The following is a 20236-nucleotide window of genomic DNA, read 5'->3' as shown; positions in this document are numbered from 1 at the left end:
GTAGTTACGCTATACATGTAATGGTTCAACTTCTTCATTCACTTTCTTAGCATGTGTTTCGCTATTATAAGTGAAAGTTTGACCTAAAAAGAGTACATGCAGTTGTTCCCACGGTAACATACGTAAATTCCAATTATTTCGAAGCCTTGTTATTGCCTCGCGAGGTGTTTCATCGGCGAGTGCAAAAGCTCCGTAATGCATTGGTATAAAGTGTGTAGCATTTAAATCTAAATAAGCTTGCACTGCTTCTTCAGGTGAAACGTGAGATATTTTCATAAACCATTCTGGTTCATAAGCTCCAATTGGCATAAGGGCAATATCAATTGAAAAGCGTTTGCCAATTTCTTTGAAACCTTGGAAATAGCCACTGTCTCCACAAAAATAAATGGTTTCCTCCACATTGTCATTCTTAATAATCCATCCACCCCAGTGAGATGTGTTCATATCAAATAATGATCTTCTCGTCCAGTGCTGAGCAGGTACGAAGTGAAAGGAAACATCATCAATAGTCGTACTTTCCCACCATTTATACTCTTCTACATTGTTGAATTTTTTACGAGTAAATAATTTTTTTAGACCAATGGGTACTAAGTATAATACGTCATCTTTAAGTTGGCGCAGTGTTGAAAAATCTAAATGATCATAATGACCATGTGAAATGAGGACAATATCAATTTTAGGTAGTTCTTGTATAGAAAGACCAGGTTCAGTAAGTCTTGGGACTAGCTTCAATTTATTGGCCCATACTGGATCCGTTAATATATTAAGTCCATTCGTTTGGATAAGAAAAGTGGAATGTCCAATCCATGTGACAGTCGTTTTTTCAACATTACTTTGCAAAAATGCACTTTGTTTAACGGGTGATTGTTCTACTAAGAAAGAAAAATCTTTTTTGTTTTGCTTTCGTTCTTTACGCCAGCGTATAAAAGAGCGAATTGATTTTTTTGTACTAACATTATCCATATTTTCATAGCGCTTTGCCATGAACATCACCTCATTTAAAATCATTGTAATTGTATTGTACCGAAATGTTGTTAAGGAATACAGTGTATAACATGGATGAATGTTTAAATAATTGTAAAAAAACAGGAATATGCATTTACAAAAATAACAATAGAATTAGTTTTGCAGCGATTATTTAGAGAAATAATAGTAAAAAAATTATTTTGTCTAGTAATTCGCTTGAAATAAAGAAGTAACATACGTAAATTCGTACGATTTCGTGAACAAATGTAGTAAACAATTTTCTCGTAGTGTTAACTTTTGTTATGATAAGTATAGCCTATTTAAATTTAGGATAGAGAAAAGAGGTTTATAAATGAAGCGTTATCAAAAAATAATTGGTCTTATGGTTGTATTTTGTCTCTTTGTACTTGCTGGATGTAGTGGATCAGGTTCAAAGCTTCGTAAACCATTAAATTGGGATTTAGAAACTTTCCAATTTACTAATCAAGATGGAAAACCATTTGGTACAAAAGATTTAAAAGGGAAAGTTTGGGTTGCAGATTTTATGTTCACAAACTGTCAAACAGTTTGTCCGCCAATGACTGCTAATATGGCAAAATTACAGAAAATGGCGAAGGAAGAGAAATTAGATGTTCAGTTTGTATCATTTAGCGTAGATCCTGACCTTGATAAGCCGGAGAATTTGAAGGCTTTCATTCAAAAATTTACAGAGGATACTAGTAACTGGAATTTACTAACGGGTTATTCGTTAGAGGACATTACGAAGTTTTCAAAAGATAATTTCCAATCACTTGTAGATAAACCTGAGAATGGTCAAGTTATACATGGTACATCATTTTATTTAATTGATCAAAACGGAAAAGTAATGAAAAAGTATAATGGTATTAGCAATACGCCGTATGAAGACATTATACGTGATATGAAACGATTAGCAGAATAAAAAGAGGGGTGCAGATTAAAGCACCCTTCTTTTTTACATTAGTCTATGGATAAAATGTCATGTTGCTGTGGCAATTTCGGCGCCCGAATTTCTAACACGCCATTTTGATATGAAGCTTTCGCTGCTTTTTTATTAATTGAATACGGCAACTTAATTAATCTTGATGCTTCTGAAATGGAACGTTCTCGGCGATAATAGTTATGGGATGTTTGCTCTTCTTCTTCCAGTATCTCTTCTTTTACAGAGACTTTTAAGTATTCACTTTGTATTTCAATTTGAATTTGTTCTTTTTGTATACCTGGTAGTTCAGCTGTAACAACGAGTTCTTCGCCAACTTCGTATAAATCTACAGGGAATGTTAATAAACGGTTTCCTTTTTGGAAAAAATGATTTAAATCAGCAATTACATTGCGAAGTGGTGTTTGCTCGAAGAAATCATCAATTTGCTTTAAATAATTGCGAACCGGTGGGCGAGAAGAGTCTTTTTTTTCTTCACTCATGGTATTCCCTCCTAGAAATCAATTTGCAATATCATATGACAAAAGCGGAGAAAGGTGATTGCCTAATTTTCATGTTTTCATAAAAAATTGTTAAAAATGTGAAATGGAGTGATTTTTTTATAGTTTTTGGTCGCCATATTCAGTTGATTATGCTAGTATAAATAGGGTTGATATAGTAGTATAGAGACAGAATGAAAACTGAAAGAGGGTAAGAAGTATGTGTGGTTTTGTAGGATGTTTATGTGAAAACCCTAGAGAGTTTTCAGAAACAGAAAAACATCAATTTGAAAATATGAACACGATGATTTTCCACCGTGGTCCAGATGACGAAGGATATTTTCGTGATGAGCATGTACAATTTGGCTTCCGCCGTTTAAGTATCATTGACTTAGAGGCAGGACATCAGCCGCTAACTTATGAAAATGATCGATATGTAATTATTTTTAATGGTGAAATTTACAACTATGTAGAATTACGTGAAATGTTACTTGAAAAAGGTGCAACGTTTGCAACGCAATCTGATACAGAAGTTATCATTGCATTGTATGCACATATGAAAGAAAAATGTGTAGACTACCTTCGTGGTATGTTTGCATTTATGATTTGGGATCGCGAAGAAAAGAAACTTTTCGGTGCACGTGACCACTTCGGTATTAAACCTTTATACATCGCACAACAAGGTGATACTACATTCTTCGCATCTGAGAAGAAAAGTATTATGCATGTGATGGAAGATAAAGGCGTTAACCCAACGTCATTACAACATTACTTTACGTACCAATATGGTCCAGAGCCAGAAACATTAACAATTGATGTTAATAAAATCGAACCTGGTCATTATTTCGTAAAAGAAATTGGTAAAGAGATGGAAATCCATCGCTACTGGAAACCTTATTTCAATGCTTCAAGTGCAACGAAAGAGGAGCATATCCAAGCAATTCGTGATGTGTTATATGATTCAGTAAAAGTGCATATGCGCAGTGATGTACCAGTAGGTTCATTCTTATCTGGTGGTATCGATTCATCTATCATCGCTTCTATCGCAAGAGAAATGAATCCAAACCTTTTAACATTCTCTGTTGGGTTTGAGCAACGTGGTTTCAGTGAAGTTGATGTTGCGAAAGAAACTGCTGAGAAATTAGGCGTTAAAAACCATAACGTATTCATTTCAGCGAAAGAGTTTATGGATGAGTTCCCAAAAATCATTTGGCATATGGATGATCCTTTAGCAGATCCAGCAGCTGTACCGTTGTACTTCGTTGCTAAAGAAGCACGTAAACATGTAACAGTTGTTCTTTCAGGTGAAGGTGCAGACGAGCTATTTGGTGGTTATAACATTTATCGTGAGCCAAACTCACTGAAAATGTTCTCTTACATTCCTAGCCCAGGTAAGAGCGTTCTAAAAGCACTAAGTGGTGCTCTTAAAGAAGGCTTTAAAGGAAAGAGCTTCCTAGAGCGTGGATGTACGCCAATTGAAGAGCGTTACTATGGAAACGCGAAAATCTTCCGTGAAGAAGAGAAAGCTGAATTAATGAAGTATTACAATGAAAGTGTTAACTATATGGATATCACGAAACCATTGTATAATGAGATTAAAGATTATGATGATGTAAGCAAAATGCAGTACATTGACATGTTCACTTGGTTACGCGGTGACATTTTATTAAAAGCTGATAAAATGACAATGGCAAACTCATTAGAACTTCGTGTACCGTTCTTAGATAAAGAAGTATTCGATGTTGCATCTAAAATTCCAACTGAATTTAAGATTGCTAACGGAACTACGAAAGCTATTTTACGTGAAGCAGCACGAGGAATCGTTCCAGATCACGTATTAGATCGTAAAAAACTTGGATTCCCAGTACCAATTCGTCACTGGTTAAAAGACGAAATGCATGATTGGGCTATCAATATTATAAACGAGAGTAAGACAGAGCATTTAATCGACAAACAGTATGCATTAAACTTACTGGAAGCACATTGTGCAGATAAAGGCGATTATAGCCGTAAAATTTGGACTGTACTTGCGTTTATGGTATGGCATCAAATTTATGTTGAGCATAAGTACGATACGAATAAGTTCCACGAAGAAACGAAACGTGCGTATAGCTTAGTTTAATTAGAAAAACCTTAAGATCGCATATGGTCTTAAGGTTTTTTTCATAAATAGGACGTATTATTGATACAATAATAGTAAAAGGATGGACAACATATGATTATGTTTGAAAAAGTAAATGTAGAAAATGAAAACGTTGTGAAAGAAATGTTTCGCTCACATAGTTTAAGTGAGAAACAGGTACAGTATTGTGTGAAAGTCGATGATACATATATTGGTGTAATAGATTATCGTGTTCAAGGGGAGACTGCGGTTTTATCTCAGTTAATTATTCACTTTGATTATCAAAGTTACGGTTATGGAACAAATACGTATTTCACATTTGAAACAATGATGATAGAAAGAAATGTGAAAGAGATAAAGGTAGTACAAACGGAATTAACAGAACAAGCAAAATCATTTATAGAGAGCTTTGGGTTTAATGAGGAAGATGGGATATATGTAAAGAAAATATAGTAATGAGTAGTTATGCGGGATAAATATAAGGCAGGTGGATGTATGACGATGACTTCTGGTCTTGTATTAATTGGAGGGTGTTTTTTAGTAGCGGAGCTAAGCCATATGCTTATTCAAAAAAGAATGAATAAGAAGAGAAAGCCGTATGAATTACAATATGCTCCAGTGTTTTTCCTTTTGTTTTGTATGCTACTTACATTACAAAACATAACGAACTTTCCACCGCTGTTAAATATTTTTTTGAAGTTCGGTTTGCTGTATAGTACCACTGGAATAGCCCTTTTATTCCTTTTATTGTGCATACGTTATATTCACTATCAATCGTATATATTTATTTTAAATTGGTTAAAACAAAATGATAGAAACCGCCTTACATAAGGCGGTTTTTTTATTTACGTTATGTATTGACTGGGATTACAATTACTTTTTTATGCCCATTTCTTTTTTACATGTTACGCTTAAAAAATTTGAGTAGCAAATAGGCACAAAAATATTTTGAATAAAAATGAGGGTGGAATTATATATATTGAAAAAGTTTTCTGATATATTTATTGACAATGTATAAGATATACATTAATCTTTAAGTGTGAATGATAATCAATTTCAACTAGGGAGGACTTATGACACGCACTAAAAATATTCTTATACTTTGCGTTATGTTACTAATGGTCGTAATCGCAGGGTGTGGTAAAGAAGAAGAGAAAAAAGATAAAGATACATTAGTAAAAGCAAAAGATTCTTATAGTATAAAGCATGCAATGGGCGAAACGACAGTAAATGGTACGCCAAAAAGAGTTGTTGTTTTAACAAATGAGGGTGCTGAGGCACTTTTAACTGTTGGAGTAACGCCAGTTGGAACGACGAAACCACGAGCTGGTGATGAATGGTATCCTCATTTAGCGAAAGAGTTAAAAAATACGAAAGTAGTAGGAACTGAGCGTGACATTAATTTAGAAGCAGTAATGAAGCTTCAGCCGGATTTAATTATCGGAAATAAAATGCGTCATGAAAAAATATACGAGCAGTTAAAAGAAATCGCGCCAACAGTATATGCTGAAATATTACGCGGTGATTGGAAAGAAAACTTCACACTTTATACAAAAGCTGTAAATAAAGAAAAAGAAGGGCAAAATGCTCTTAATGATTATAAAAAGCGTATTGCAGCAATAAAAGGACAATTAGGTGATAAAATTAATTCTAAAGTTTCCATTATTCGCTTCGTCCCTGGTGATGTTCGTATTTATCAAAAAAATTCATTCTCAGGTGTTGTATTAAATGATATTGGATTTAAACGACCACCATTACAAGATAAAGATGAATTTGCAATTAAAGGAATTACAAAAGAGCAAATTCCAAATATGGACGGGGATTATTTATTCTATTTCACATCTGATAAAGACGCGGATAAGAATAATGAAGGAAATACATTAGCAAAAGAATGGACAGAAGATCCACTATTTAAGCAACTGCAGGCTTCTAAAGATAATAAAGTATTCCAAGTAGATGAAGTGATTTGGAATACAGCAGGTGGTATTGTAGCTGCAAATCTTATGTTAGATGATATTGAAAAATATTTTCTGAAGTAAATGAATAATCGAGTGCATCACTTTAAATAGGTGATGCACTTTTTATTTTGTTAAAATACAGAAAATTCCTTCTTTTGAGCGTGCATAAGTTGTACAATTAAAACAATCACGAAATAAAGGAGTGGGGGATAAATGAAAGCTACTCATAAAGATTGGATTTTATTTAACGGAAGAATTGTAAATACGAAGGAAGAACAGCCAATGATTCCATTAGAGGAGAGAGGCTTTCAATTTGGTGATGGGATATACGAGGTATTCAGACTATATGAAGGGAAGCCACATTTATTAGATTTACATTTAGAACGATTCTTTCATTCTATGGAGGAAATAAAACTAATTCCGCCGTTTACTAAGGAGGAGTTAGTGGAAGAGTTACATCAAATGATTGAAAAAAATAAATTTCAAGAAGATGGTAATGTATATTTGCAAATATCAAGAGGTGCTCAAGGTCGTAATCATGTATATGAGTCAAATATGCAACCAACATATTTTGCAAACATTGTTTCTTTTCCAAGGCCAATCACGGCTATGGAACGAGGAATAAAAGTTACTGTAGAAGAGGATATACGCTGGAAGTTCTGTCATATAAAATCCTTAAACCTGCTACCTAATATTATGATCAAAAATAAAATAAACGAACAAGGCTATCAAGAAGCGATATTAGTACGAGATGGAATTGTAACGGAAGGGTGTCATTCAAATTTCTTTATGGTGAAAAATAATAAATTGATTACACATCCGGCTGACAATTTTATTCTACACGGCATTACACGTCACTACGTTATTACATTAGCGAAAGAGTTACATATTGAAGTAGAAGAAAGAGAATTTTCACTTCAAGAAGTGTATGAGGCCGATGAGTGCTTCTTCACAGCGACGCCACTTGAAATATTCCCAGTCGTTCAAATTGGTGACGAGCAGTTCGGGAACGGCGAAAGAGGACTGATTACAAAGAAACTCCAAGTTGCATATGAAGAAAGTATTCGTTTGTTTAAAGTTACGAACTAATATTGAAGAAAAAAGCTGGTATTACTCCAGCTTTTTTTCATGATATAATTCAAGCATAGGACAAGATTTGAAAACGCTGTAAAAAGGGGATTTAATGTATGAATTATGAAGATTTTAAAGAAGTAATTCACGGTAGACGAAGTGTTAGAAAGTTCACGGAACAAGAAGTAGCCACTAGTGATATAAAAGAGATTATTGATTGTGCTCGTTATGCACCGAGTGATACAAACTCACAAACTTGGGAGTTCTTGGTCATTATGAACCGAGAGAAAATTAAAGAAATTGAACAAATGACATGGGATGCATTACATAAACTTGCGGCAAAAGCGGCAGAAACCGGAGAAGAGAAAGCGGGGAAATTACTTACACGTTCTTTCGGACCATATGCAACAGCTTTCTCGGAGGCACCAGTATTAATCGTATGTTTGGCAACGCCATATGCATCAAAGTTTCGTGAAAAGATATTTGATCCGATTGCTTTTGTTCCAGATTCAGTTTGGGAAGAAGAAGGAATTAAGAGCAGCTGTTTAGCGGCACAAAACTTAATGTTGGCTGCACATGCGAAGGGGCTTGGTACATGCCCAATGACAGGACCGGTATTGTTAGCTCAAGATGAACTACGACAATATTTACAAATTGAGCCTGAAAAACAAATAAATATGGTTATATCGCTCGGTTTTCCGAAAGATAAGCCGAAGAAACTTCCAAGAAAAGAAGTAGATGAGATTACAACATTTGTTTTTTAAAGCTCAAAATAAAAAGACATTGAATAAACAATGTCTTTTTATTTTGGATAGGTATGCAATTAATCTGTTAGGCTAAAATGATAGATAAGAGGGAATTACTATTTATCCCAATTTATTTCATAAAAAAAATTAATGTTCTATTAAGGAAAGTATGATACATTAATCGTGAGCAATATTCTATTTGTTCATGAAAGTGTTGAAAATAGTTTTAAAATTTAAAAGTTATTTTTGTATAATAAATTATAATGAAATGACAGGGGGGATGAATTTTGAAAAAATTCATAATCACTGGATTGTCTGTATTGTTATTAGCCGGTTGCGGCGCTCCACAAGAAAAAGAGGGTGCGCAATCAAAGCAGGAAGAAAGAGTTGTAAACGCAAGTAATGAGAATATAGTAGTATTTCCTGAAGGAGCAGTGCCAGTCGGAGAAGGAAAAGTAAAAGTTATTACACCAGACGGTACTTCTGAGAATGGTAATATACCAGCTGTATTCATTAAAAAGGATACTTTAATTCAACACGTTGAATTAGAGCTCTCTAATTTCCAAAATGATAAAGAAACATTCGTATTTGTAGATCGAGTGTTTGCAGATAAATATCAAGTAACTAGTACAACACAGACAACAGTACAATTAAAAGAAAAGACGCTTGAAACAGGTAGTCATACGATTACGGCAGTTCAGTATGAAAACAATGACCCGAAAGGAAAGGTTATTAGTTTTAATCAAGCAACATTCGAAACAAAACCAGCGTCATAAGAAGAATAAAAAGTACATTACTCAAAAAGTAGTGTACTTTTTTGTTTATACTAGAGGATGTAATAGTGAATCACTTGTTTCGTTTTCTAATATGATTAAATTAGGAAGAAATCACTTGTTACTACTATGACAGAAAAAGAGGTTGAAGAGGTGAACCGGTGTATTTGTATCATCTTGATTAATATGATGATGTCAGTAATTTGGTTTATGATATAGGAGGTTATGCAAGTTACGCTCCATTATCAAATTCATGACTTATTAATAGTGGCTATTTGTTTTACCCTTGTTTAGCAATTATATGATAAACTCGGAATAAGGTAAGTTTCAGAAGAAAAATGTAGGTATTTCATTTGAAATGTCGAATAGTACATACGATGTCGTAATAACAAATTTTCTATTGTTTACTGTGAAACAGGAGAAGGAGAGATAGTAATGAAACGAGCTCTTATAAATATTGATTATACATATGATTTTGTAGCAGAGAAAGGTGCTTTAACTTGCGGTAAGCCAGGCCAAGAAATTGAGAAAGAAATTGTACATATAACGAAGAAATATATTGAAAATGGAGATTACGTTGTCTTTGCGATCGATAAACATGAAGAAAATGATGTATATCATCCTGAATCAAAATTATTCCCGCCTCATAACATAACGGGTACAAATGGAAGAGATTTGTTTGGTGAATTACAAGATGTGTACGAAACATATAAAAATGCAGAGAATGTATATTACATGGATAAAACGCGATATAGTGCATTCGCAGGAACAGACCTAGAGATGAAGTTACGAGAAAGAGGAATAGAAGAAGTGCATCTTGTAGGGGTTTGTACTGATATTTGTGTTCTTCACACAGCCGTAGATGCTTATAACAAAGGATTTAAAATTGTAGTTTATGAAAAGGCAGTTGCATCTTTTAATGCGCAAGGGCATGAATTTGCACTTGGACATTTTAAATCTTGCTTAAACGCAGAAGTGAAGTGAAAAAAAGAGGCCTTTAAAAAAAGGTCTCTTTTTACGTTTAAATTGAGACGAGGTTTTGCTCAATTAATTTTTTTATAAATGGGCTAATATTCTCTGGTAGCTTATCAAAATCAAAAAATTGTACACTTAATGATTCGATCCCATCAGCTTTTAGCAAGCCGCCTTTAATGTCTTTGCAAAGATATGCGATTGTTATAGGATAAAACTCATCCCCGTTTGGTAATTTTACAAAAAATTCTTTTCCAGAAAATACGCTTATTAACTGTAAGGTTCCTATTTCAATCCCTGTTTCTTCGAACACTTCTCGTCTCCCAGCTTCTTCTGTTGATTCACCAAGTTCAACGAATCCACCAGGGACACCCCAAATACCATTCTGCCTTTGTTGAAGTAATATTTGTCCTTGTTTATTGAAAACAGCTACAGCAACTCCTGCTAGATTGAGTGGTCTGGATCCGACAATTTTTCTAAGTTCTTCAATATACCCCATTGTATGTAACCTCCGTAAGAAAAATAAGAGCAAATATACTATTCGTTGTTATGTTAATATTTTCCTCTTTATAAGAGGGAGAGATGTCATATAACTTATTTGTTTTATTTGGTAAAATATACATCAAAAAAGGTCAAACAAAATCTTTGACCTTTTTTGACCAAGTGTTATAATAAAGACAGAAAGAGATAATCTTTCATTCATAAATAATAAGGAGGAAAAAATATGCGTAATTTATTTCCAGAGATAACAAAACGTCAAAATGGTATTTTTGATTTTGGGCCTTCTTTATTAGAAGGGATGACAGATGCTTTCTTTAAACCGATGAATATGGATACTTTTAAAGTAGATGTTCATGAACAGTCTGATAAATATACAGTAAAAGCAGATTTACCTGGTTTTCAAAAAGAAAACATTCAAGTTGAATTTGAACAAGATGTATTAACGATTCAAGCAACTAATCATAATGAAGTAGAAGAAAAAAATGAGAATGGCATATATATTCGTAAAGAACGTTCTATAGGTTCTGTAACTCGACGCTTTAATTTTCAACAAGTTGAGGAAGAAAATGTTAAAGCAAATTATAAAGATGGCGTACTGACAATTGAATTGCCAAAATTGAAAGAAGAAAAAAACAGTAAAACAACAATTAATATCGAATAAAAGAGCTGATAAATTCAGCTCTTTTTTTATCTAGTTAATGAATAAATTAGTTGAAATCGTAATGAGTAGAATAACCTTTTAACGTTTAAAAAATTTCACGATTAGCTCCCCTTAGGTTATTAAAAAGGGTATATTTAAAGGGAAAGGAAAAGAACAGCTAGACATACTGTTTAAAGTGAATTAGTAATAAAGTCAAAATACATAGTAAGGGTAGCAGCATTTTAGAGTAGATAATAGATTTTCCTAGAACAAACTGAGACGATTATGAATTTTTTAATTAGTAAGGAAGTGGTTAGATGAGTTTATTAACGTATACTGAAGAATTTTTTAATTATGTAAGAGAGTTTTTACTTTTAAGATTTTTACTATTTGCTTTCGTTCTAATCATTATTTCATTTGTCATAAACCGCATTATTGATTGGTTTTTTAGGAAATCAAGCTTTTTTGATGAAGAGGTAGAGCAAACGATTCAAAGTGTGATTCGATCTATTTTTAGATATATCATTATCATTAGTCTAATCATATATTTAATTAGCCAATTTGTAGATATAAAAAGTATCATTGCAGGCGCAGGGATAGCGGGGGTTGTTATCGGTTTTGCTGCACAACAGATGCTGAAAGATGTTATATTAGGCTTTGCGAGATTAGCGGACAAAGAGTTTCGTGTTGGCGATTTTGTTACTTTTAACGGAACAAACTCAGGAACGATTGAGGAAATTAGTATTCGTTTTATGCAAATTCGTGAATGGTCAGGAAAACTCCTTACTATACCACACGGAGAGATTAGAACGATACAAAATTTTAATAAAGGCTGGATGCGCGTAATTGAACGAATTACGGTAAGTTATCAGGAAGATCCGACAAGAGTTAAGGAATTGTTAGAGGAAGTTTGTGTGAATTGTAATGAAAAATTGGCCCCAAGTCTTTATAAAGTAGAGAATGAAGCTGTTGAACCTTTTAAATATGTAGGTGTTACAGATTTAAATCCGAATCTGAAATACGTTGGATATGAATTTTGTATTACAGGTTTAATAAAGCCAGAAGATTATTTTGAAACTTCTAGACAAGTAAGATTTGAATTAATGTCTATATTTCATAAGAATCGAGTACAAATGCCAGCAGCAAATATGGTCGTTACTACTGAAAGTTTACAGCATACCCATAGCGGACAATCTGTATCGGACAGCTAAAGTAGAATAGTTTGGTAACGGAAATGCTGCTTTCAACATTGGATAGAAAAATAATAATAAAATGATCGATATAAACAAAGAGCTGAAGAAATTCAGTTCTTTTTAATTTGTAGAATTTAGAAATTTCTTAATGTTATAATGATAGATGGTGATGAAAATGAACTTTGAAGAAAAAGAGATGCATCGTTTAGAGGCATTAAAAGCAATTGCTGAATTATTAAATGAAGCAACAGACTTACAAGACATGTTGGAAAAAGTGTTACATACATTGTTACAAGTTATGAATTTGCAAACAGGCTGGATCTTTTTTATTGATGAAAGTGGAAAGTACCGTATGCTTGTAGATCAAAACTTACCGCCAGCTCTTACGTGGCAAGAGAAGAAGCCGATGTGTGAAGGAGATTGCTGGTGTGTAGAGCGTTTTGTGAATGGCAGATTGGAAAAAGCGACAAATATTATTGAATGTAAGCGAATAGAGGATGCGATTGAATGTAATTGGGGAGATACCGAAAATGTTACGCACCATGCGACAATTCCCCTTAGGTCTGGATCGGAGAAGTTTGGTCTATTAAATGTCGCCTCTCCTCAAAAAACACATTTTTCAGAGGAAGAATTAGCATTATTAGAATCAATTACATTTCAAATAGGAACAACTATACAACGTATTCAATTAGTAGAGAAAGAACGTAAATATGTAGTTGTAGCAGAACGAAATCGACTTGCACGTGATTTACATGATTCAGTAAAACAATTGTTATTTTCTATCATGTTAACCGCAAAAGGTACTCTAAATATGACGCAAGATAGAGACTTGCAAGAGATGTTGAGCTATATTGGAGAATTATCACAGGAAGCATTACAAGAGATGACACTCTTGATTTGGCAATTAAGACCGGAAGGATTAGAGAAAGGGTTAGCTGAAGCAATTAAAAATTATGGAAAGTTGTTAGGAATTCACGTGGAAGTTCGAATTGATGGAATGGTTTCAATTGGTGATGAAATAGAAGAAGTTTTATGGCGTATTAGTCAAGAAGCGATACATAATTGTAAAAAACATGCTTCGTGTGAAAAGGTAAATGTTCTTTTAAAAATAGAAGATAACCAGTTATATTTTTACATAGAGGATAACGGAATAGGATTTATACAAGATCAGGTGCGAGAGTCAGCACTCGGTTTAAAAAGTATGAAGGAACGTATTCAGTTAATGAGGGGATCATTTCAAATAAAAACGGAGCTGAAAAAGGGTACGAAAATTGAAATTCAATTGCCAGTTTGAAGGGGAGAAGAAGGTTGAAAATTAAATTACTACTAGTTGAGGATCATCATATCGTTCGAAGAGGACTTGTATTCTTTTTGAAAACGAGAGAAGAATTTGAAATTGTTGGGGAAGCAGAAAATGGAGAAGATGCGTTAACATTCGTCCAAACAAAAAGGCCAGATGTAGTATTAATGGATCTATCAATGCCGAAGATGGATGGCATCGAAGCAACAAAACAAATAAAACAATATGATGAAACGATAAAGATACTAATATTAAGCAGTTTTTCAGAGCAAGATTATGTTTTACCAGCACTCGAAGCCGGAGCAGATGGTTATCAATTAAAAGAAGTACAACCTGAGCAACTTGTAGCTTCTATTATTGCAGTACATGAAGGAAATACGAATTTTCATCCGAAAGTAACACCAGCACTATTAGGACGATCAGTAGTCAAGAAAGAAAACCCTTTTTCTATGTTAACGAAAAGAGAACAAGAAGTACTTCGTGAAATTGCGCAAGGGCGAAGTAATAAAGAAATTGCAGCAGTGCTTCATATTACAGAACAAACTGTAAAAACACATGTTTCAAATGTTTTAGCTAAATTGGAAGTAGATGATCGTACGCAAGCTGCATTATATGCGGTGAAATATGGGGTTATTTAGGAGGAGTGTATGAAAGTAAGGGCTACATTACAGCGGTACATGTCAAGTTTGTCTGAGGCTAGTTATTTTAATGGTACGGTACTGATTGCAAAAAATGATGAAATATTGTTAAGTGAAGCATTTGGAACAGCGAATTTCACATTTAACATTCCTCATACTATTGATACAAAATTTCGAATTGGTTCATTAACGAAAGGGTTTACCAGTACAGCAATTTTACAATTAGAAGAACGTGGATTGCTCTCGGTAGAAGACTCAATTTCAAAATATATAGAGGGATTCTCTTATGGAGAAGATGTTACAATTCACCACCTATTAACTCACACATCGGGTATTTCAAATTTTACAAGTTGGCCTAATTATTGGTCGGATATAATGAGAAAATCTGTATCTAAAGAAGACATTGTGCATGTATTAAAGACGTACCCGTTAGAGTTTAAACCAGGTGAGAGATATAGTTATACAAATTCTGGTTATATTTTATTAACAATTATAATCGAAAAGATTACTGGGTTATCATATAAAGAATATATACATAAATATATATGTCAACCACTTCAAATGCATAATACTGGATGTGAGGATGAGGGTAGAGAAATAGTAGAATTTTTATCAACAGGATATACGATATTTGGAGATATAAAACAAACTGAACATATTGATATGTCATTTCCACTAGGGGCATATGGAATGTATTCGACAGTTAAAGATTTGTTTAAATGGCATAAAGCATTGCGTAGTAGAGAGGTGATTTCAGAAAGTTCACTTCAAAAAATGTTTACTGCATATTCGGATCATTATGGATATGGTTGGGCTATTGAACAAGAAGAATATATTTCTACTAGTCATTTTGGTGATATAAATGGTTTTGTGAATTATTTGATTCGATATGAAAAAGATAATGTTTGTATTATTGTACTAAGTAATATAAATATTACACCGGTCATAGAGATTGCAAATAACATAGCTAAGATTATAAATGGGGAAGAGATTCAGATGCCGAGACCTATAAAGGTGTATGAGGTGAATTTTTTCGATAAATTAAAATGTGTGGGGAAATATATAACAGAAAACAATGAAGTAATTCAAGTTATAGAAAAACAAAATAAACTCTATGTTATAGTGCCGAAACGTTATGGTGTGTTGTATAAACTTGAGCTGTATCTTTGTTCTTTTCAAGAGGAAGTTGCAATGTTTCGAACGAAATACGTTGATGAAAAAATAAAAATAAATACAAAAACAGGATCATTATCTTTTGAAGATGTTACGAAAAAATGCATAAAAGCTAATAAAATATATAGTGAAGCTGAATAAAGGTTTTTCTTCTTTCAATAATTAGGTACAATAAAGTGAAACTTTAATCAGTGGAGGGGCTATTCCCCACTGATTATAAGCGCATACCAATTGTGTTTTTACGGGATAAAGCTACGATGGAGGGAGAAGATATGCTATGCCTGGTACAAGAAGTGGGATTGGAAAGATTCAAGCTTCGTTAAACGGTTTATCACCGAAGTTGCGAAGTATTGCTGAACATATTTTAAAACATCCACAAGATGTTGTACATAAATCTATTACTGAATTAGCAGAAGTTACGAATAGTTCTGAGGCTACGATATTTCGCTTATGTAAACACCTTGGTTTGCAAGGATTCCAAGATTTAAAGATTACATTAGCTCGTGAAATTGTCCATACACCGATGCAAAATATTCATGAAGAAGTATCAGCAGAAGATAGTATGGTAACTGTTGCTAAAAAAGTTTTTCATTCACATATTACAGGACTACAAGATACATTGCATTTGTTAAATGATACGGCATTAGAGCAAGCTGTAAAAGTTTTGAAAGAAGCAAATCGAATCGAGTTTTACGGAAATGGTGGCTCTGGTATTATTGCGATGGATGCATATCATAAATTTATGAGAACGGGTATTTCATGTATCGCTCATACTGATTCGCATTTTCAAATTATGGGAGCAGGTTTACTCTCGAAAAATTCAGTTGTTATCGGCATTTCTCATTCTGGTAGCAATAAAGGGTTACTTGAAGCGTTAGAAGTAGCGAAAGCAAGAGGAGCTAAAATTATTGCGATTACGAGCTATCAGAAATCGGCATTAAGTCAACTAGCTGATATTACATTATACACTTCAACACGTGAAACGGAATTCCGCACAGAAGCAAGTTCATCAAGATTAGCGCAGTTAAGTTTATTAGATACTTTGTACGTTGGGTTATCGTTACAACGCCAAGAAGAAACGTTGCAAAATTTACAAAGTATCCGTGAAACAATTTCGATGAAACGAATATAAAAAAGAGGCTGTCCCAAAAGGTGCTTTTTAGCCAAAATCGAATAAAAAGTGAAAGGCAGAAATGTTGATTTTATAATGTTTCTGCCTTTTCAATTTTATGTGATCTTACTTCGAAAGAGACTTATGAGACAGCCCCTTTTTTATTAGTGAATAGTTTGTTTATTTATTTTCTTGTAGAAATATGTGACCTACTTATAGCCAGTGATGACTCTCATTTTAAAAAATAAAAACCGATTTATACAACAATTCAAACATTGTTCATAATTTCACAATTTGTTTTTGAATTGTCATGTTATGATGAACATGTAATGATGATTGAACACTTAAACTTGGCACAATGATTAGCCAAACTAGTGAAGACAGAAGTTGTGAGATGAACTCATGAAAAATTCTAAAACACTAAAGGGGAGATCACATATGAAAGCAGTAGTAGTTAATAAAAATAGTAAAGCAAATATTGAAATTATTGAAAAGGAATTACGTCCGTTACACTCAGGTGAAGCGCTAGTAGATGTAGAGTATTGTGGGGTTTGTCATACTGATTTACACGTTGCAAATCATGATTTTGGAAACACAGATGGCCGTATTCTTGGTCATGAGGGTATAGGTATTGTGACGAAAATTGCTGATGATGTTACTTCACTAAAGGTGGGGGACCGTGTAAGTATTGCATGGATGTTCCAATCTTGTGGGCGTTGTGAATATTGCGTAACTGGTAGAGAAACATTTTGCCGGGAAGTTAAGAATGCTGGTTATTCAGTAGATGGTGGTATGGCTGAACAATGTATTGTGACAGCTGATTATGCGGTGAAAGTACCAGAAGGATTAGATCCTGCTCAAGCATCATCAATCACATGCGCGGGTGTAACTACATATAAAGCTATAAAAGTATCGAATATTAAACCTGGCCAACCTATCGTCATCTATGGTTGTGGTGGATTAGGTAACCTAGCTATTCAATATGCTAAAAACGTATTTGGTGCAAAGGTAATTGCAGTAGATATTAATGAGGATAAATTAGCCTTAGCAAAAGAGGTTGGCGCTGATATGACTATCAATCCAATTTCTCAAGGTCCTGCTGATAAGATTGTTCAAGATGAGTTTGGTGGTGCTTATGCTGCTGTAGTAACAGCTGTTTCAAAAGTAGCATTCAACTCAGCGGTTGATGCAGTACGTGCTTGTGGTAAAGTCGTTGCAGTAGGTTTACCAGTAGAAACTATGGATTTAAACATTCCGCGACTTGTACTAGATGGAATTGAAGTAGTTGGCTCTCTAGTCGGTACTCGTAAGGATCTAGAAGAGGCATTTATGTTCGGTGCAGAAGGGAAAGTAGTGCCGGTCGTTCAAACTTGTTCTTTAGATAAAGTACAACATGTATTCGAGGAAATGGAACAAGGTCGAATTCAAGGACGTATGGTAATCGATTTTAAACAGCATAATTGTGATTGCAAATAATTCACTTTAAATATAAAAAGTATGAGTCTAGCTAAAGACATGTAAAAAAGTTAGACGACAGAAAGAAGATGATCCCTGTTAAATGCAGGGATCATCTTCTTTGCATTCCACTACTATCAATATCGAGTAATGGGAAAGGATTAAAGGTTCACTTTATCTGCAAACGAAAAAGAATCTTTACCTTTAACAAATTTTTTATGATCTGGAACGCTTTGAATTGCTACAACTTGCGTATCTCTTGCTTTCAGTGTATCTTGAATCCCGATTGTCATAAGCTTAATAAATAGAATCGTAATAAAGAATGAAGCGAGGGTATAAAAAATAATCCACCATGAAAGATTCATTTCATTACGATTTAATCCAATAAGTCCTGCCCAATCATTAGATAGAGAAACAGGTTTGAGTACTCCGTCATAGAGTTCACGCATTTGAATCCCGCCAATTACAATGTTAAGCAACGCTAAATGGATAACGAGTATGAGTGTTTGGACGATATGTTCCATAAATAATACAAATAAGCGGTCAAGTAATAAGACTCGTAAGTGTTTTTTTATAATATGAAAACGGCTAGCACCCAATAATTGTGAACTTAAAATGTAATCTCGTTTCATAAATTCATCAACCTCTGAGGATATATATAAAGAAAGTGTAGGCAGAGCGACGAAAATAAGTACGAGTACTTGATAAAACGTAAATGAAATATTTGGATTTAACCCATCAGCATTTGATGTGATTACAATATTAACGGGGGTGATGAGTATGAATGCGATAAATAGAGTTGGAATATAATAAAAAACTTCTGAGCATGCCTGGAAAAATCTCTTGAGTTTTGGAGCAAATAAACTTAAGAGGATTCCTATACATGTTCCGCATAAAATTCGAAAGAAGCTAATTGCCACGGCTAATAAAATAGTGAATTTTGCTCCTTCTATAATTTGTAAGAAAACAGACTCGCCAAAACGATCAGATCCAAAAGGCGGAATTAACGATGGCGGAAAGGGGGCCTTTCCAAGTAATTCGTTATTGTCATTGTAAAGTAACTGAGGAGGTTTTGGGATGTTATCTTTAAAGAACCAACTATAAATAAAACTAGCTGAAATAAGTATGAATAAATAAGTGAAACCGATTAAAAAGCGTTTTGATTTCCAAATAGATTTCATAATGCTACTCCTTTCAAGTGCTTGTGCCATCTATTCATCATGAATGAGATTATTTGAAAAATAGTATAAAACGGTAAAATAATCATGACCAGTATGATAAATGCAGCGGGAGGTGAAATAAACGCCTTATTAAATAAAAATTGAATAATACCATCCATATTAAAAACAAATTCTAAAATGAATAAATTAGAAAGTAAGAAAACAAAAATCGTTTTTAAATGGTGGAAGAAGTGGATAGATATATTTTTGAATAAATGAATGCGTAGTATATAACTTGATGAAAGGCCTTTTCCGTAGGCAACTTCTACATAATCTTTTCCATGTTCTTCTTTTATGTATAACACCATCATCCGAAACATTTGTAATGTAGGTAAGACCGCTAAAGATAAAATAGGGAGTAAATAAGCTCGATTTTCATTAAAAGAAATAATGGTGACAGGAGATTCCCCGAATTTCTTAAGTACCCATATGAAAAATATTTGTAAACAAATCATCATCATCATATCAGGGACAGCTTCTAATATGAACACAATTCTATTTATCCATTTTTTTATATAATCTTTTGCTAAAAAATAAAAAAATGCCATGCTAGCTGATAGAAAGAGCGCAAGTAAAAAGGCTAAAAATAATACAGTAAATGAATATAGGTAAGGTTCTAAAACGGTTGGGAATAAGGGTGTTTTTTTGAAACTACCAAATTTCGGGTCTGATCCTATAACCACTAATGATTCAGGGGAGAAAACATCCTTTAACATAGTAACAATCTGATTAAAAAAAAGAATTGGTTGAAAGGTAAATCCGTTTTGAGTGATAAATAAATAAGGTAAATTTAATAATAGTAACAGTGATAAAAAAATGGATGAAAGCTTAATTGTGAATTGAGATATTTTATGTAACATTAAATCCCTCCGACATCTTTTTACAACATTATACAATAAAGTTCAAAATATTGTTTTATTTTTTCTGAAAAATAAAAATATTATTAGATTTTATTTTATG

Annotated in this window: 21 protein-coding genes and 1 pseudogene; 17 read left to right on the top strand and 5 right to left on the bottom strand. The window is 33.5% G+C overall.

All coding sequences use genetic code 11. The features are described from left to right. Window positions 1–9: 9 nt before the first annotated feature. A complete protein-coding gene (locus tag ACTFRS_RS07380) occupies window positions 10–984 on the bottom strand; it encodes an MBL fold metallo-hydrolase (RefSeq protein WP_440023846.1) in 975 nt (324 codons plus the stop codon). 334 nt (window positions 985–1318) lie between these two features. On the opposite strand from ACTFRS_RS07380, the gene ACTFRS_RS07375 reads away from it, so the two are divergent. Beyond that, the gene (locus tag ACTFRS_RS07375; RefSeq protein WP_000833339.1) at window positions 1319–1906 is read left to right on the top strand and encodes an SCO family protein; all 588 of its coding nucleotides are present in this window, start codon (window positions 1319–1321) and stop codon (window positions 1904–1906) included. Window positions 1907–1944: 38 nt separating this feature from the next. On the opposite strand, the gene ACTFRS_RS07370 is transcribed toward ACTFRS_RS07375, so the two are convergent. Next, the gene (locus ACTFRS_RS07370; protein ID WP_001288087.1) at window positions 1945–2406 is read right to left on the bottom strand and encodes an Hsp20/alpha crystallin family protein; all 462 of its coding nucleotides are present in this window, start codon (window positions 2404–2406) and stop codon (window positions 1945–1947) included. 217 nt (window positions 2407–2623) lie between these two features. Here ACTFRS_RS07370 and asnB point away from each other — a divergent pair, with 217 nt between their 5' ends. The 9 genes and pseudogenes from asnB to ACTFRS_RS07325 all read left to right on the top strand — a co-directional run bounded on the left by asnB (window position 2624) and on the right by ACTFRS_RS07325 (window position 10057). Further along, window positions 2624–4525, top strand: a complete 1902-nt coding sequence (gene asnB, locus ACTFRS_RS07365; RefSeq protein WP_440023848.1) for an asparagine synthase (glutamine-hydrolyzing) — start codon at window positions 2624–2626, stop codon at window positions 4523–4525. Window positions 4526–4618: 93 nt separating this feature from the next. Then, window positions 4619–4978 carry a GNAT family N-acetyltransferase gene (locus tag ACTFRS_RS07360; RefSeq protein WP_440023850.1) on the top strand — a complete coding sequence of 120 codons (360 nt, stop codon included), beginning with the start codon at window positions 4619–4621 and terminating at the stop codon, window positions 4976–4978. Window positions 4979–5026: 48 nt separating this feature from the next. Further along, window positions 5027–5356, top strand: a complete 330-nt coding sequence (locus ACTFRS_RS07355; RefSeq protein ID WP_139868114.1) for a hypothetical protein — start codon at window positions 5027–5029, stop codon at window positions 5354–5356. A gap of 8 nt (window positions 5357–5364) precedes the next feature. After that, window positions 5365–5460: pseudogene (locus ACTFRS_RS07350) on the top strand (phosphatase PAP2 family protein); the annotation flags it as partial. Window positions 5461–5598: 138 nt separating this feature from the next. Next, a complete protein-coding gene (locus tag ACTFRS_RS07345) occupies window positions 5599–6564 on the top strand; it encodes an ABC transporter substrate-binding protein (RefSeq protein WP_440023852.1) in 966 nt (321 codons plus the stop codon). 132 nt (window positions 6565–6696) lie between these two features. Then, window positions 6697–7572: a D-amino-acid transaminase gene (dat, locus tag ACTFRS_RS07340; RefSeq protein ID WP_440023854.1), complete on the top strand. Its 876-nt coding sequence runs from the start codon at window positions 6697–6699 to the stop codon at window positions 7570–7572. 98 nt (window positions 7573–7670) lie between these two features. Continuing rightward, on the top strand, window positions 7671–8318 hold the full coding sequence (locus tag ACTFRS_RS07335) for a nitroreductase family protein (protein WP_139867329.1): 648 nt from the start codon (window positions 7671–7673) through the stop codon (window positions 8316–8318). A gap of 269 nt (window positions 8319–8587) precedes the next feature. Continuing rightward, a complete protein-coding gene (locus ACTFRS_RS07330; protein ID WP_000713485.1) occupies window positions 8588–9076 on the top strand; it encodes a hypothetical protein in 489 nt (162 codons plus the stop codon). Window positions 9077–9508: 432 nt separating this feature from the next. Continuing rightward, window positions 9509–10057: a cysteine hydrolase family protein gene (locus ACTFRS_RS07325; RefSeq protein ID WP_139867327.1), complete on the top strand. Its 549-nt coding sequence runs from the start codon at window positions 9509–9511 to the stop codon at window positions 10055–10057. Between the two features lie 37 nt (window positions 10058–10094). Here the strand turns inward: ACTFRS_RS07325 and ACTFRS_RS07320 are convergent, their stop codons facing one another. After that, complete coding sequence (locus ACTFRS_RS07320) at window positions 10095–10544, bottom strand: NUDIX hydrolase (protein ID WP_000540510.1); 450 nt, start codon at window positions 10542–10544, stop codon at window positions 10095–10097. 225 nt (window positions 10545–10769) lie between these two features. On the opposite strand from ACTFRS_RS07320, the gene ACTFRS_RS07315 reads away from it, so the two are divergent. From ACTFRS_RS07315 to adhP, 7 genes are all read left to right on the top strand, one after another. Continuing rightward, window positions 10770–11207, top strand: coding sequence for an Hsp20/alpha crystallin family protein (locus ACTFRS_RS07315; protein ID WP_001245060.1), 438 nt, complete (start codon window positions 10770–10772; stop codon window positions 11205–11207). A 296-nt stretch (window positions 11208–11503) separates the two neighbouring features. Then, window positions 11504–12397: a mechanosensitive ion channel family protein gene (locus ACTFRS_RS07310; protein WP_242294029.1), complete on the top strand. Its 894-nt coding sequence runs from the start codon at window positions 11504–11506 to the stop codon at window positions 12395–12397. A 178-nt stretch (window positions 12398–12575) separates the two neighbouring features. Then, on the top strand, window positions 12576–13673 hold the full coding sequence (locus tag ACTFRS_RS07305; protein ID WP_440024600.1) for a sensor histidine kinase: 1098 nt from the start codon (window positions 12576–12578) through the stop codon (window positions 13671–13673). 14 nt (window positions 13674–13687) lie between these two features. Next, entirely contained in the window at window positions 13688–14317 is a 630-nt protein-coding gene (locus tag ACTFRS_RS07300; protein ID WP_139867325.1) for a response regulator, read from the top strand. A gap of 9 nt (window positions 14318–14326) precedes the next feature. Next, a complete protein-coding gene (locus ACTFRS_RS07295; protein WP_139867323.1) occupies window positions 14327–15631 on the top strand; it encodes a serine hydrolase domain-containing protein in 1305 nt (434 codons plus the stop codon). Between the two features lie 136 nt (window positions 15632–15767). After that, complete coding sequence (locus tag ACTFRS_RS07290) at window positions 15768–16622, top strand: MurR/RpiR family transcriptional regulator (protein ID WP_139867321.1); 855 nt, start codon at window positions 15768–15770, stop codon at window positions 16620–16622. Window positions 16623–17039: 417 nt separating this feature from the next. Then, the gene (gene adhP, locus ACTFRS_RS07285) at window positions 17040–18077 is read left to right on the top strand and encodes an alcohol dehydrogenase AdhP (RefSeq protein ID WP_139867319.1); all 1038 of its coding nucleotides are present in this window, start codon (window positions 17040–17042) and stop codon (window positions 18075–18077) included. Between the two features lie 140 nt (window positions 18078–18217). Here adhP and ACTFRS_RS07280 read toward each other — a convergent pair whose 3' ends face one another. Then, window positions 18218–19237 carry an ABC transporter permease gene (locus ACTFRS_RS07280; protein WP_439194601.1) on the bottom strand — a complete coding sequence of 340 codons (1020 nt, stop codon included), beginning with the start codon at window positions 19235–19237 and terminating at the stop codon, window positions 18218–18220. Beyond that, complete coding sequence (locus ACTFRS_RS07275) at window positions 19234–20136, bottom strand: ABC transporter permease subunit (RefSeq protein ID WP_439194602.1); 903 nt, start codon at window positions 20134–20136, stop codon at window positions 19234–19236. The genes ACTFRS_RS07280 and ACTFRS_RS07275 overlap by 4 nt, the downstream gene beginning before the upstream one ends. Window positions 20137–20236: the final 100 nt, after the last annotated feature.

It is taken from the genome of Bacillus cereus group sp. MYBK139-1, from assembly GCF_051916915.1.
GTDB lineage: Bacteria > Bacillota > Bacilli > Bacillales > Bacillaceae_G > Bacillus_A > Bacillus_A pacificus.
The sequence above is the reverse complement of the archived record's forward strand: the minus strand, read 5'-3'. Positions and strand labels throughout refer to the sequence as shown.

What these genes read in the sequence shown, in the direction of transcription:
- ACTFRS_RS07380 (WP_440023846.1), bottom strand. Translation starts at nt 984, where the DNA reads ATGGCAAAGCGCTATGAAAATATGGATAATGTTAGTACAAAAAAATCA.
- ACTFRS_RS07375 (WP_000833339.1), top strand. Translation starts at nt 1,319, where the DNA reads ATGAAGCGTTATCAAAAAATAATTGGTCTTATGGTTGTATTTTGTCTC.
- ACTFRS_RS07370 (WP_001288087.1), bottom strand. Translation starts at nt 2,406, where the DNA reads ATGAGTGAAGAAAAAAAAGACTCTTCTCGCCCACCGGTTCGCAATTAT.
- asnB (WP_440023848.1), top strand. Translation starts at nt 2,624, where the DNA reads ATGTGTGGTTTTGTAGGATGTTTATGTGAAAACCCTAGAGAGTTTTCA.
- ACTFRS_RS07360 (WP_440023850.1), top strand. Translation starts at nt 4,619, where the DNA reads ATGATTATGTTTGAAAAAGTAAATGTAGAAAATGAAAACGTTGTGAAA.
- ACTFRS_RS07355 (WP_139868114.1), top strand. Translation starts at nt 5,027, where the DNA reads ATGACTTCTGGTCTTGTATTAATTGGAGGGTGTTTTTTAGTAGCGGAG.
- ACTFRS_RS07345 (WP_440023852.1), top strand. Translation starts at nt 5,599, where the DNA reads ATGACACGCACTAAAAATATTCTTATACTTTGCGTTATGTTACTAATG.
- dat (WP_440023854.1), top strand. Translation starts at nt 6,697, where the DNA reads ATGAAAGCTACTCATAAAGATTGGATTTTATTTAACGGAAGAATTGTA.
- ACTFRS_RS07335 (WP_139867329.1), top strand. Translation starts at nt 7,671, where the DNA reads ATGAATTATGAAGATTTTAAAGAAGTAATTCACGGTAGACGAAGTGTT.
- ACTFRS_RS07325 (WP_139867327.1), top strand. Translation starts at nt 9,509, where the DNA reads ATGAAACGAGCTCTTATAAATATTGATTATACATATGATTTTGTAGCA.
- ACTFRS_RS07320 (WP_000540510.1), bottom strand. Translation starts at nt 10,544, where the DNA reads ATGGGGTATATTGAAGAACTTAGAAAAATTGTCGGATCCAGACCACTC.
- ACTFRS_RS07315 (WP_001245060.1), top strand. Translation starts at nt 10,770, where the DNA reads ATGCGTAATTTATTTCCAGAGATAACAAAACGTCAAAATGGTATTTTT.
- ACTFRS_RS07310 (WP_242294029.1), top strand. Translation starts at nt 11,504, where the DNA reads ATGAGTTTATTAACGTATACTGAAGAATTTTTTAATTATGTAAGAGAG.
- ACTFRS_RS07305 (WP_440024600.1), top strand. Translation starts at nt 12,576, where the DNA reads ATGCATCGTTTAGAGGCATTAAAAGCAATTGCTGAATTATTAAATGAA.
- ACTFRS_RS07295 (WP_139867323.1), top strand. Translation starts at nt 14,327, where the DNA reads ATGAAAGTAAGGGCTACATTACAGCGGTACATGTCAAGTTTGTCTGAG.
- ACTFRS_RS07290 (WP_139867321.1), top strand. Translation starts at nt 15,768, where the DNA reads ATGCCTGGTACAAGAAGTGGGATTGGAAAGATTCAAGCTTCGTTAAAC.
- adhP (WP_139867319.1), top strand. Translation starts at nt 17,040, where the DNA reads ATGAAAGCAGTAGTAGTTAATAAAAATAGTAAAGCAAATATTGAAATT.
- ACTFRS_RS07280 (WP_439194601.1), bottom strand. Translation starts at nt 19,237, where the DNA reads ATGAAATCTATTTGGAAATCAAAACGCTTTTTAATCGGTTTCACTTAT.
- ACTFRS_RS07275 (WP_439194602.1), bottom strand. Translation starts at nt 20,136, where the DNA reads ATGTTACATAAAATATCTCAATTCACAATTAAGCTTTCATCCATTTTT.